General features: G+C 51.4%; 10 protein-coding genes. 4 read left to right on the top strand and 6 right to left on the bottom strand.

Annotated features, from left to right (window positions below; all coding sequences use genetic code 11):
• The 5 genes from IX84_RS21505 to IX84_RS21525 all read right to left on the bottom strand — a co-directional run bounded on the left by IX84_RS21505 (nt 1) and on the right by IX84_RS21525 (nt 7,498).
• A complete protein-coding gene (locus tag IX84_RS21505; protein WP_044225660.1) occupies nt 1–936 on the bottom strand; it encodes a DUF4434 domain-containing protein in 936 nt (311 codons plus the stop codon).
• 5 nt (nt 937–941) lie between these two features.
• The gene (locus IX84_RS21510; protein WP_044225663.1) at nt 942–2,762 is read right to left on the bottom strand and encodes a sodium:solute symporter family protein; all 1,821 of its coding nucleotides are present in this window, start codon (nt 2,760–2,762) and stop codon (nt 942–944) included.
• A gap of 87 nt (nt 2,763–2,849) precedes the next feature.
• Nucleotides 2,850–6,164 carry an FG-GAP-like repeat-containing protein gene (locus IX84_RS21515; RefSeq protein WP_052516278.1) on the bottom strand — a complete coding sequence of 1,105 codons (3,315 nt, stop codon included), beginning with the start codon at nt 6,162–6,164 and terminating at the stop codon, nt 2,850–2,852.
• Nucleotides 6,165–6,274: 110 nt separating this feature from the next.
• Complete coding sequence (locus IX84_RS21520; RefSeq protein WP_044225666.1) at nt 6,275–6,544, bottom strand: hypothetical protein; 270 nt, start codon at nt 6,542–6,544, stop codon at nt 6,275–6,277.
• Between the two features lie 21 nt (nt 6,545–6,565).
• Nucleotides 6,566–7,498: a tetratricopeptide repeat protein gene (locus IX84_RS21525; RefSeq protein WP_044225670.1), complete on the bottom strand. Its 933-nt coding sequence runs from the start codon at nt 7,496–7,498 to the stop codon at nt 6,566–6,568.
• A gap of 109 nt (nt 7,499–7,607) precedes the next feature.
• Here IX84_RS21525 and IX84_RS21530 point away from each other — a divergent pair, with 109 nt between their 5' ends.
• The 3 genes from IX84_RS21530 to IX84_RS21540 all read left to right on the top strand — a co-directional run bounded on the left by IX84_RS21530 (nt 7,608) and on the right by IX84_RS21540 (nt 11,185).
• Nucleotides 7,608–8,966: a cryptochrome/photolyase family protein gene (locus IX84_RS21530; RefSeq protein ID WP_044225673.1), complete on the top strand. Its 1,359-nt coding sequence runs from the start codon at nt 7,608–7,610 to the stop codon at nt 8,964–8,966.
• A gap of 77 nt (nt 8,967–9,043) precedes the next feature.
• Nucleotides 9,044–9,679, top strand: coding sequence for a sulfotransferase family 2 domain-containing protein (locus IX84_RS21535; protein ID WP_044225677.1), 636 nt, complete (start codon nt 9,044–9,046; stop codon nt 9,677–9,679).
• A gap of 231 nt (nt 9,680–9,910) precedes the next feature.
• Nucleotides 9,911–11,185, top strand: a complete 1,275-nt coding sequence (locus tag IX84_RS21540; RefSeq protein WP_044225887.1) for a sulfatase family protein — start codon at nt 9,911–9,913, stop codon at nt 11,183–11,185.
• Nucleotides 11,186–11,346: 161 nt separating this feature from the next.
• Here the strand turns inward: IX84_RS21540 and IX84_RS21545 are convergent, their stop codons facing one another.
• Complete coding sequence (locus tag IX84_RS21545; RefSeq protein ID WP_044225681.1) at nt 11,347–12,519, bottom strand: 5-(carboxyamino)imidazole ribonucleotide synthase; 1,173 nt, start codon at nt 12,517–12,519, stop codon at nt 11,347–11,349.
• 344 nt (nt 12,520–12,863) lie between these two features.
• Between IX84_RS21545 and IX84_RS21550 the strand changes: the two genes are divergently transcribed.
• Nucleotides 12,864–13,310 carry a hypothetical protein gene (locus IX84_RS21550; protein ID WP_044225684.1) on the top strand — a complete coding sequence of 149 codons (447 nt, stop codon included), beginning with the start codon at nt 12,864–12,866 and terminating at the stop codon, nt 13,308–13,310.
• The last annotated feature ends 30 nt before the right edge of the window (nt 13,311–13,340 follow it).

Consider the following 13,340-nt stretch of genomic DNA (forward strand, 5'->3'; position numbering starts at 1 on the left):
TCAGTGTTCGTTTCGGTATTCCTGGTATCGGTTGTATAAATGGCCCGCCTGCGGGTAGGCCGATTGTGGGCTCATAAAATGCGAAAACTCAAAGGTAATGGCTTTTTCTAATCCGGCAGCGCGGGCGGCTTCCAGTTTAAGGCGCAGCTTTTCCCACTTTATAGGCAAAAACTTGATGGGCATATCCCGGTCGAAGGATTCAGCATTGGTCCAGCAGCGCAGCCCGTGGCGGTCAGCGAGCCGCTTGTTAACGGCAAAATAATCGGCCAGCTGATGGTAGTCCACGTGTCCGTCCTGAAAGGCCACGATGTCTACGGCCTCCCGTATGCCGGCAAAGATTTCGTCCCACTCGGCTTCGTGCTCCTGCAGGCTGACGGCATCGGTTTTAGTCAGTTCGGCTTCACTGGCCATGATGGCTTTCTGACCGTCGATGTATGGAGAAATCAGGGTGGGCAGCCCGCCACTTACTTTCTTGCAGTGCAGCCCCAGTTGCCGGTAGAGGTCAATGATGCCGGCCGTTTTGCGGCTGACCTCCTGGCAAATATACCAACCCTTGAATACCGGAGAGGAGCCATACCGTTCCCAAACTTCATCAATGACCCGGAGATTGAGGGCTACCTCGCGTTGGAAATCGCCCTGCGCCCACCAGTATTTGCCGGAGTCGTACAGCCCAAAGTAAAAAGCCATACCATGCTTTTCTGACAGGTCCAGAAACAAGCGCACCAGGTCGACCGGTGGTTCATACGCTCCCTCTTCCTGCTGAAGTACTTCCGATGGATAGGTCAGCCAGTTTTTATATCCGCAGCGGATGAGAATGACGGTGTCAATGCCCATGCGCTTCATATGCTGAAAATCGGTGTCCCACTCTTTAATGCCCCAGTTTTGGTGAGGAATGTCGTGGGAGATTTCATCCAGGAAAGTCCCTGTTAGCTTCATGTGTTTTAGTCTTCAAGTTTGTCCCACCAGTACTTCTTCAGCAGCCAGGTGGTAATTAAGAAAATGAGAAAGGTAATGGCCAGTTCCGTAGACTGCCGGATGAGCAGGTAAATGGGCATGACGACCAGGGACATTTGCCAAACGATACCGACGAGTACATTGAACGCATCCCTTCCGAAAGAATGATTGGGCACAAAAGCGGGGTCTGCCGCCAGTACCTTTTTTCGGATGGGGGCCCAAAACCCCCATGGGTTGGTCTTTTTATAAAAGTTCATTAGCGTTTCGTCATCCTCGGGAGGAGTGGCATAGGTGCCGATGAGGCAGCCCGCCAGGGAAATGGCAAAGATGACCGGGAAAAGGTAGATGGGCGTAACATCCGGAAATAACGGCGGGATAAAGGTCGCTGCAATCAACCCGCCGATCATGCCCCAGAAGTAACCGTAGCCATTGAAGCGCCACCAGATCCACTTGAGGGCATTGGCTGCAGCATAACCGCCGTATAGCGCTGAGGTGATCCAAAGCGTCAGGGAGTTGATGCTACTGGCATAAAAACCGCCGATCAAACCGATAGCGACCAGCAGGAAGGAAGCCAGGTAGCTGTATCGGATATAGGTCTTGCTGCTGGCATTTGGGTTGATGTACTTTTTGTACAGATCGTTAACCAGATAAGCCGGCGCTGCATTAATAAAGGCTGCGAAAGTCCCCATGAAGGCGGCCAAGAGCCCCGCCAGCAAGAGCCCCTGAAAGCCAGGTGGGATAAAACGCTCAATGGCCAAAGGCAGAACCGTCTCAAAATCGATATCAGCGCCCATCTCCCTGAATTCCGGGGTCAGGTAGACCAGAGAAAGCACCGCAAATCCGGCAATCATGAGGTACCGCGGAAAATACAGGGCAAGAATGGTCAGCCCGCTCATCTTCGCCGCTTCAGAAGCGGTAGGGGTGGAAAGCACCCGCTGCATATCATAGCTGGGAACCGGCCCGGCCAGGCTGGCAAAAATGCCCTTGAAAATCATCGCGATCAGCAGAAGGCCTATGGCCCCAAACCCATCATCCTCAATGCGTTTGTTGACGCTGTCCAGATAGCCGGTCCAGTCCAGGTCCATCTCCCAGCTGAAGAACAACTCCGTCCAGCCGGGCGGTACGGCTTCCATTACCTGTTCTCCGCTGACGTTGGTATAAGCAATGATGCCCACTACGAAACAGGAAATGGTCATGATGACAAACTGCAGCACTTCCGTTCCAACCACGCTGTACATCCCGCCCTTGATGGTGTAAAGGGTGGTAACCGCGATGATGATGAGTGCATACGACTGCTCAGAGGTCAGCTGAATCAACCCCTGGTCAACGGACAAATCCCAAGGGAAAAAGATGACGGCAAACTTGCCAATTCCTTCGAAGAAGTAGGCGATGAACCCAAATACGCTGATTACTGCAAAGACCGTCACTATAATATGCGATAAGCGCCCTCCGGTCTGATCCCCAAACCGGAAAGTGATCCACTGCGCACCGGTAAGCACCCCTGAGCGCCTAAGCCAGATAGCCAGGAAGACCATGACAAACACCTGATTCCAGACCGGCCAGAGCCACGGGATCCAGGCACTCTTCAGCCCGTATACAAACAGGATAGTGACGGTCCACATCGTGCCCGAAATATCGAACATACCGGAGGCGTTGGAAAGGCCCAGGAGATACCAGGGGATTTTATTGCCGCCCAGAAAATAAGCCTGCATGTCCTTAGAGGCCCGCTTTGAAACCCAGAAGCCGAAAAGTACGGTCAGGACGATATAGCCGAGGATGATCCCGGTATCCAGTAAGGTTAAGTTCATTGTAACAGGTGTTTAAAGTCAGTTTTTGCTCCGGTTGAGTACATCTGTATTTGCATGCAATCAGAGCTTCCGGTCTGTTTAGGCAGATCAGTTTATGGTCGTTTTGTTCTTGTTGTAGACCAGGACAGATTGGTTATTACGGAAAAATAAAAGGGTTTGCCCCTCATTTAACGCAACGGCCGTGCGTACATCCCCGATTAGGCTGAGCCCGGATTGGTGCTGAGGAATGTACTCAAACTGCCCATCGCCCCGGTTGAGGAACAACTGTCCGTAATTGGCATCCCAGGGGCCCATCGTAGGCCGGGTTTCACTTAGGTTGCCGGCCAGTATCAGGTCTTGCAGCCCATCGTTATTGGCGTCAAGCGGCAGGATGGTAAACACCGGCGACATTTGTGCGGCAACAGGCAGTTCCCGTATTGCCCAGTTGCCATCGCCCTGATTTTCCAGCCAAACGGTTTTCCCTTGCTTCGCTTTGAGTTGCCGTGCACCTTCCAGTTGCTCCGGTGAAAGCACATCTTCAATCTTTGCATTGGAGTAGCTGGCGTAGTCCCGAAATTTCTTCCGCATGGCGGCCAGTTGCCCAAACAGGTTGTCCCGGCTCACAAAAGGGTAGGGTTCACCTTGTATATAATGCGTGATGAGGGGGTCTACTGCGCCATTCTCATCAAAGTCACCGTAGTACAGGGTAGCGGGCTCCTCGGCAGACACCTTGAGGTTGGTGTTTTGGCCAAGGTTGCCGGCAATGAGGTCAGTATCACCATCGCCATCAAGATCGGCTTTTGCCATTGACCACCACCAGCCATCGGTATGCTCCCCAAAGAAGTTATTGGCTCGCTGAAGTTGCCCGTTTTGATTCAGGAAGACGGTAAGCGGCATCCATTCGCCGGCCAGCACCAGGTCGGGCTGACCATCGGCATTGAGGTCTTCCCAAAGCGCCGTGGTGACCATGCCGGGCTGCTCCAAGCCAGGGGCTTTTTCTGCAGTGACTTCTTTGAATTCGCCCTGACCATTGTTTTCAAGCAGGTAGCTGCGGGCAGGCAAGGGGTACTTTCCGGGGATCAACCGCCCCCCTGCGAATATATCCTGGTCTCCATCCCCGTCGAAATCGGCAACAGCAACAGTGCCGCTACTGCTGCGCATAAGTGGCAGGGCGCGGGTGGCTTTTTCGAATTGACCGGAGCCGTCATTAAGGTATAAGCGGTCTTGTAGCGCCAGGTCTTCCGGGAGGTAGTGGTAGCCCCCGCTGCTGACATAGAGGTCCATGTCCCCGTCTCCATCGGCATCAAAGGCGGCAGCGGCAACATCTTCCATGATCAGGTCATTGGTCAGAGCAGGCTGAAGGGACAGCGCCCAGGAGCCATCCGTTTGTTGCAGGAATATCTGACCAGCTTGCATTTTGGCACCTCCGGCAAAAAGATCTGTCCGGCCATCACCATTGAAATCGGCTGTGGCTACTGCCGGGCCCATGTAGGACAGGGCGTAGGGTAGGAGGGTTTGTTGTTTGAAGTCTACCCCCTGATTTTCCCGATGGGCAAAGGGCAGGCTATTGTTAAGCGGGCTAAACATCGCTTCTGTCGCGGGAGAAGGGTTGGCAGGTTGAGCATTAGCGATATCGACGGTGAGGGTTTGGTCTGCCGGGATATTGCGGAGGACCGTGGTCGTGCCATCGGGCCAGAGTACGGTGAGCTTATCCACAGACTGTGCTTCGCCAAGCCCGAAATGCAGTGGCAGGTGCATAGCAGACTGAAATCCGCGGGAGGGAATAAATTCCTGCATGAAAGTTTGACTGTTGGCTTCCAGGGTGACTTTAGCGCCCACGGCATGACGATTGCTGCCGTTACCCATTAGATTGACCTTGAGATAATGGCCGTTAGCAACCTGATTTTCGTAGATTCGGGCAGGCGCATTGACGTTGTTGATGACCAAATCCAGGTCACCGTCAAGGTCCAGGTCAGCGTGGACAGCGCCATTAGAGAGCACCAACTCATCAAAACCCCAGTCAGCTGATTTTTTGGTGAAGGTCAGGTCGCCATTGTTCCGGAAAATATAGTTGGGTGTTTTGGTGGACTCCATTCTTGCTATAATGTCCAATAGCGGGTCCGACTTTTCGCCCCGCTGCTCCTTGATTCGCTGATCAGCGTAATAGGAAACAAAATCGCGGTTGGTATAGTCGCGAAGGTAACCGTTGGAGACGAAGAGGTCTTTCCAGCCATCATTGTCAAAGTCAGCGAGCAGGGGCGCCCAGCTCCAGTCAGTATTGGAGACGCCGGCCAACTGCCCGATTTCACTGAAGGTACCATCCCCATTATTGAGCTGCAGCATATTGCGCATGATCTGATGATAGAAACCGTTGCGCAGCATGTACTGATACTTTTCATAGGTATCCGGGCCGTAGAGCAGCTTTTGCCGGCGGTTATCCTCCGGCAGCATGTCCAGGCTGAAAATATCCGGCAAGGCATCATTATTGAAGTCTGCTATATCGGAGCCCATGGAAAAATGGGAAATGTGCCCAATCTGTTGTTTGAGCTCGTCTTTAAAGGTACCGTCTTTTTGATTGATATAGAGGTAGTCTTCCTCAATGTAGTCATTGGAGACGTAAAGGTCTGTCCAGCCATCCCCGTTGACATCCGAGGCGGCAATGCCCAGCCCGAAGCCCAGAGGAGTACTTTTGATGCCTGCGTCAGCCGTCACTTCCGTGAATTGGCCGTCATCGTTGCGCAGGAGCTTATCCCCGGCAAATTCATCGGACAGCCCTTTGACATAGGTCGCATCAAAACTTTGAAAATCCTCTATAGAGTGATTGAGCAGGTAACAGTCGAGGTCACCGTCCCGGTCGTAATCAAAGAAAAGCGCCTGTGTGGAATAGGAGGGCAGGTCGAGCCCATACTTTGCTGCCTCTTCCCTGAAGGTGGGAACCCCTTCGCTGTTATTACCCTGATTGATGTAGAGCTCATTGCGTCGCAGGCCGGGAGCTTTATCGCCGGAGTAGCAGAGGTAGATGTCTAAACGCCCGTCGTTGTTGATATCTACGAGGGTCGTGCCGGTATTCCAACCTTCTTTTCGCCCGGCCACACCTGCTGTTTCGGTAACGGCTTTAAACTGCAGCCCGCCCTGATTTAAGTACAGGGCATTAGGCACCATATTACCGGTAAAATAGAGGTCCGGCAGGCTATCCTGATTGAAATCGCCGACGGCAATTCCGCCTCCGTTGTAAAAGTATTCGTAGGAAAGGACATTGACGTCTTCTGTCTCCGTCAGCGTATTCACAAAGTCGATACCGGTTTTTTGCCCGTCGTGAGGCACAAAAGTCCCTTGTTGCCGGGCAATATTCTGGTTATCAGTGTTCTGGCAGCCCGCAAAAAGCAGGCTAGTGGCGATTAAAAGGCAAAAATACTGTTTCATGGAACGAAAAATAAGTAAATCTGCCAGAAGCACCTAGCAATTGCCGGTAAAGTAGTGTGCGCACACAGTGTGCTGCAAACATTGCGTTTTAATGTACAGGCGGGTTAAAATCAACCTTTGGCTTCTTTTTTGTGCTCCTCTATTTTATCGGCAATTTTGAGGGCCCACACCATTTGTTTGGCGGAGGGGTGGCTGTTATACAGTGCTTTTTTACGTGCCTGCATAAGAATGCCGCGTTCATCATAGGAGAGCAGGCGTTTGTTGCCGTCCTGCAGGGTGTAGTCAATCATCTCCTGCCATTCGTCTGCGTCGTACATTTCGAAGTCGGATTTGAGCACATCAAGATCAGTAGGGTCGGAGAGGTCGTAGTTTCTGGACATGGTGATTTCCAAGTTTGTGAGTTATTGATTAGTGGGCGCAGGCTGATTGCCTGCTTTGGTATTTAAGTTGCGGATGATTTCCTCTTCGTCTTTGCCTAAGTTTTCAAGTAAAACCTGGGCAGAAGAAGCGAAGTCGTCATCGGGATACTGGTCTATAAATTGTTGGTAAAGCTGGCCAGCCTCATCGAACCGCTTGAGGTCATTGTCGAGGATGAAAGCCTGCATAAACAGGGCTTGTGGCGCTTTTTCGAATTCTGGATAAAGGGAATGAAGCCTGCCGTACAGGTCCAGTGCTTTTTCATAATTGCGGGCTGAGCGGGCAATCTCTCCGGCACGGTAGAGTAGGGTAGGCGTCAGCGCATCATCAGGGAGCAAAATGCTGTAAAGTTCGGATTGCTGAATGTAAAGGTCAGCCTTCCGGAAGTCCAGCCGGGCCAGGGAGTCGTTGTAAATGGATAAGCGCAGGGCTTCCAGTTCGTCCTCCAGTGCTACCATGGTGTTGCCCAGTTGTTCGGCAGCAGTTTTAGTGGATTCGCTTTCCGGGAATCTACGGGTAAGAGCCTGTAAGGCCAGTTTGCCGGCTTTAGGCTGTTGGAGGGCGGAGTTGTACAGGTCTCCCAGGAGAAGCATCGCCTGCGGGGCCACCTCTGCACCATTGTGTCGCTCCAGCAGCTGCAGGAGCCGTTCTGCTGCGGCCGGGAAATTGCTCAGCCGGTACTGCAAAGTAGCTTCCCGGTAAAGGTAACGGGGCGTAAAGGTTGGGTCTTCGGGATAAGCCGATATGTAGTCCGCGTAGGATTCAATCAGGATTTTAGCTGTGGCTGCGTCTGTTTTGCCTTCAGCTTCAGCTTCCAGCCCGGCAATGGCTGCCTGCCTTTTTTGCTGCTCGCTGGTACAGCCCATCAGCGCCATGAACAGGAGCAAAAACAGGGGTAAAATCAGGTTGTATTTCATAACGGTCTGATGTTCTTAACCACTTAAAACTACAAAATCCCGAAGGAACTCAGGTTGCTAAACAAACAGCTGTTTTTCCTGTTTCTCCTCCGAAAATGAATCCAACTTTATGGCAAAGGTAAGTATCTTTTGGTTCCGCAGGGACCTTCGTCTGCATGATAATGCCGGACTTTATCACGCGCTCAGGGGAGCGCATCCGGTTTTGCCCCTTTTTATTTTCGACCGGGAAATTCTGGATGATTTGGAAAGCCCTAAAGACGCACGGGTGGAATTTTTGCATGACACCCTTGCCGGCATGAAGGAATCCCTTGAACAGGAGGGGCACTCCCTGCTGGTGCGGTATGGTTTCCCAAAGGAAATCTGGCCAGCCTTGCTGAAGGAGTTCGATGTGGCCGCCGTCTACACCAACAGAGATTACGAGCCTTATGCCAAAAAGCGGGATCAGATGGTGCGGGAACTGTTAGACAATGCGGGAATCCCGTTTCATGATTTCAAGGATCACGTCATTTTTGAGGCCGAAGAAGTCCAGAAAAAGACTGGCGGCAACTATACCGTTTTCACGCCCTACAGCCGCACCTGGAAGGAAGTGCTGAACAACCGCATGGATTCATTTACCAATCCGGACGGGGAGCAGCAGGAGATTTCCTATTACCTGAAACCTTATCCGGTGGAGGCGTACGCCAGTCATTTTTTAGAAACAGAACCGCTGCCCATGCCCACTCTTGAGGATATGGGCTTTGAGCCTACTGACATTGAAATCCCACCCAAATCCGTTAGCCGCGGGCTGATCCGGACATACGATGAGACGCGGGATATCCCGGCTATCAATGGCACTTCCCGGTTGGGGATCCACTTCCGTTTTGGCACCATTAGCATACGCGAAAAAGCCTGGCGGGCGAAGCAGCTCAACGACACCTTCCTCAATGAACTGATCTGGCGCGACTTCTATGCGCAAATTCTGGATGAGCATCCGCACGTGGCGGAGCGTTCCTTCCGGCCGAAGTACGATTATGTGCCCTGGCGCAATGACGAAGCCGATTTCAAAAAGTGGTGCGAAGGGAAGACGGGTTATCCGATCGTAGATGCCGGCATGCGCGAGCTCAATGCCACAGGCTATATGCACAACCGCGTGCGGATGATTACCGCCAGCTTTTTAACGAAGCATCTGCTGATTGACTGGCGGTGGGGCGAGGCTTACTTCGCAAAAAAGCTACTTGATTTTGACTTGTCCAGCAACAACGGCGGCTGGCAATGGGCGGCAGGTAGTGGTACGGATGCAGCGCCCTATTTCAGGGTTTTCAACCCCTATTCTCAGCAGAAAAAATTTGACAAGGACTTCAAGTACATCAAGAAGTGGGTGCCCGAGTTTGGTACAGACCGCTATCCGGAGCCTATGGTTGAGCATAAGATGGCCCGGGAACGTTGTCTGGAGGCTTACAAGTCCGGATTGGAGAAAGCGGAAAACTGAACGGTTTGTCTTGCAGGTAGAATCAAGTGCCGGAATTTGAGGTTTGTTATATTTGATCCGGAAAACAAACATAAACGATGGTTATCAACTACAAATACCGGTTCTGTTTTTTTCAAATACCCAGAACCGGCAGCACTGCCATAGCAGAAACTCTTGTAAGGGAGTGTGGTAGTGAATATGTGGGTCGCCGGCATTCCACAATAGAAGAATTTCTTGAAGTTTCATCAGAGGATACACGGAAATATTTTACTGCGGCAGGAGTTCGAAACCCGCTGGACTCCATGGTCAGTAAATATTTCAAAATTAAAAACAACCACAAGAACACAGTTCAATACCCCAAAAAGAAATCCACAGGGCGGTCCCTTTCTCAAAAACGGCTTCATATGGCTCAGGATATCTTTCAAAATAATCACTCTTTTAGCTCCTTTTTTAAAAAGTATGGCGATCAGGTGCGTTGGTTTAACCCAAAACACATGGCAACCATTCAGCAGGTGGATTATTTAATCCGGTTTGAACACATACAAAAAGATTTCGACCGCTTTGCTGAAAAAACGGGGATGCCTAAAGTTGAAATCCCTCAAATCAACAGTACCCAAAACCGGGAAAGAGACTTTAGAAGCTATTTCGATGAGGATATTATCCCTTCTGTTATTAACCTTATGGAGGTACATATGGATCAACTGGGATATGAATTCCCTAAAGAATGGAGATGAGCATTCTCAAAGGCCCCGGGGCATTTGAGCTAGCATTCCACAAATCGGATGAGTGGACATCCTGTATTCCGTTCATTTAGTAAAAAATCAATGTAAGTGTTTGCTCAATATTCTGAAACCATTGGTTAAGTTTGGATATTCTTCCACCACATTATCTGCTTTATGCCATTCTACCTTATCAGCCATATATTGAGCCTAATGTCTTTGCTTTTTGCGCCAGAGCCTTCCCAAATGGACCATTCCGTTCAGGAATCCAATTCACCGAATGTCGTTTTGATTTTTTGTGACGACCTAGGCTACGGCGACCTGCACGCCTATGGGCATCCCACCATTGCGACGCCCCACCTGGACCGAATGGCTCAGGACGGCATGCTTTTCACTCAGTTTTACAGTGCTTCCCCGGCCTGCACCGCCAGTCGTTATGCCCTCCTGACCGGCCGTTATCCGGTGCGTTCCGGTTTTGACTGGGTGCTCTATCCAAAGTCGGAACGCGGATTGCATAGTGAGGAGCATACCTTAGCCGAAGGGCTTAAAGCAGCGGGCTACCGTACCGGGTGTTTTGGTAAATGGCACCTGGGGTCTACACAGCCCGGCTTCCTTCCTTTGCAGAATGGGTTTGACACCTACGTAGGCCTGCCGTACAGCAACGATATGATCCCACCCCAATGGCCGGATATTGCGCTGCTCTCCGGCAACGATACACTGGGCATGAACCCCGATCAGTCCCTGCTTACCGGCCTGTATACGCAGACGGCTATTGACTTCATGCGGGAAGATGACCCGTCCCCCTTTTTCGTTTACCTGCCTTTTGCGATGCCTCATGTCCCTCTGTACCCCGGCAAGGACTTTGAAGGGCATTCCCGGGCAGGCACCTACGGCGATGTCGTGGAAGAGATTGACGATGCGGTAGGGCGCATACGTGCAGCCCTGGAGGAGGCAGGACTGGCAGAAAATACCCTTATCCTGTTCACCAGCGACAACGGTCCCTGGATTATCAAGGGTGCGGATGGCGGCTCAGCGGGGCTCCTTCGGGATGGGAAAGGCAGTACCTGGGAAGGAGGGATGCGGGTGCCAGGCATTGCTTGCTGGCCCGGGACTATTGCGCCCGGGCAGGTACAGCGTACGCCCGCCAATACGATGGACTGGTACACGACTTTGTTAGGGCATGCCGGGCAGGATATTCCCGAAGACCGGATAGTGGATGGTGGTGATCTTCGCCCTCTCTTGCGTGGAGAGACGCTTTCAGATCGCCCTTTTTTCTACTACGGTCCCGGCAATCAGTTGCAAGCTGTGCGTAAAGGTCCTTGGAAATTGCACCGGATAACCTCCAGTCAGACGAGCCTGGATTACTTTGATGGGAAACTGCCTCTACTGTTCAATCTGGATGAAGACCCCGGTGAGCGCTTCGACCGGTCGGAGCAGTTCCCGGAAATCGTTACTGAGCTGCAGCACCTGATGGATGAGCAGATGAAAGCTACAGATAGAGTGGGGACGTTTTGGGACTAGTGGTCTGTCAAGGCTAAAACTAGGGGTTGCCTGCGGCGACTTTTGAGGCTACTCTTCGTTGGATAACCCCTTACGTAGCGCTGCTATGCGCGGGAACATCCGCCTTGATTAGCCTCAAAATTCGCTCCCACTCAACCCATAAATTAACACTTGACAGACCACTAGCTCCCGCTCACAATCTCCAGCTTTTCCTGAATCCAACGCGCTTTCCCAACGGCACGCTCCAGGGACTCATCCACTATAGTCGCGTGACCCATCTTGCGGAACGGCTTGGTCGTGCTTTTGCCGTAGAGGTGGAAATGGGCGCCTTCAATTTTGAGGCACTCTTCCAGATGCTTGTAATAAGCCGGGCCGGTGTGGCCGGGTGCGCCAAGCAGGTTGACCATGACGGAAGGTGATTTCATTTTCGTACTGCCAAGGGGCAGGTTGAGAATGGCGCGCAGGTGCTGCTCGAATTGGGAGGTGTAGCAGCTGTCAATCGTGTGGTGCCCGCTGTTGTGAGGCCGGGGAGCGACTTCATTGACTAATAAGTTGCCCTCCTTGTCCAGAAACAGCTCTACGGCCAATAAGCCGCAAATGCCGTAGGCATTGATAACCTCAGCAGCCAGGGCTTCAGCTTTTGCTTCCACTTCCTTACTGATATTGGCCGGGCAGAACAGGAATTCCACCAGGTTGGCTTCCGGATTGAAGGCCATCTCCACGGCAGGAAAAGCCTGGGTCTGGCCACTTTCATTGCGGGCTACAATGACTGCGATTTCCTTGTCCATTTCCACGAGGTCTTCAATCATGCAGGGGCCAGGCAGCAGCTTTTCTTCGAGGTCTGCTTCTGAGCGGATGATGCTCACGCCACGCCCATCGTAGCCTGCGGTGCGGGATTTTTGTACAAATGGCAGGGAGCGCTCGCCTGAAGCCACTGCTTTCCTTACCGCTTCTTCATTGGTGTAAAGCGCGAAGGGGGAGGTAGGAATGTTATGTTCCGCATAGAATTGCTTTTGCAACCCCTTGTCCTTGATGATGTCCAGTTTGGCGGGAGCAGGGTGCACTTTCACACCTTCCTTTTCCAACTGATGCAGCGCCTCCGTATTGACGTGCTCAATTTCAATGGTGAGCACCTGCTTATCTTTTCCGAACTGGTATACGTCATCGTAATCTTTAAAATTACCGGCAGTGAAAAAGGGAGAGACCCGTCCTGCAGGGAAGGAGTTATCAGTATCGAGCAGGAAAAGTGGCAAGTGCCAGTTATTAGCGGCCTGAGCCATCATTTTGCCGAGCTGCCCGCCGCCCAGTACACCAACTTTGAAGCCTGGATGAAGGATAGAGTCTTGATATGCCATGGTTGGATCGCGTGGTTTTGCCTGCAAAGCTAGAAAAAATTGCCTGCTATCTGTTAAGGATTTTAAGTTATCGCGACTCCGGTATTAAGGTTTTCCTAATTCTGTCATTAGCACTGGCGTCCTATTTCCGGCGGGTGTATTTTGCAGCTTTATTAGAGTTTATTAAGGTAAGTTTTGTATAGGGTATGGATGAGTATTTTTTGCCAGATCAAAGAACGCCCGGAACCTCGTAGCCTAAGCTACGAAGGTGAGGACGAGATGCAGAGCTGGTGAAAAAGACCATTCAGAGACATACAAAATTTGCGTTAATAAACTCTATTTAACACAACAAAACCCAACTTAACATGAAAAAAGCATTGTTCACTTTTATCGCGCTCACCGGTTGCCTCATTTTTGCACAAGCTCAGGAATATAAAGTCATTACCACTGTAGAGTCTATTGTGCCCGGTGGGCTTGGGCGTTCCCGGATCATCGAAAACAAAACCGAGGTTGACGCTGAAGATTTTACTACTGAACGAACCGACGGCACGACCAGTGATCAGCGCAGTGTAAGGCGGCGGGATGCAAAAGTGGATGAATTCTCAGAAACCAAACTGCTGAACTTTTACAGCCTGGTAGGCATCAACTTCCAAAATATCGCTTCAAACGATGCGCTGGTCAGCTCCCGTATCAATCAACTGGTGGCAGAAGGCTGGGAACTGGCATTCGTGACATCCGGTGTGGAAAGCAGTGCCGGCGCAGATGATACAGAGGGGATTTTTATCACGCGCTATATCTTCAAGCGTCAGTAAAAGTTTCCACGCCTTGTATCACGATAGCCA

The sequence above is a fragment of the Phaeodactylibacter xiamenensis genome (genome assembly GCF_000759025.1).
Lineage (GTDB): Bacteria > Bacteroidota > Bacteroidia > Chitinophagales > Saprospiraceae > Phaeodactylibacter > Phaeodactylibacter xiamenensis.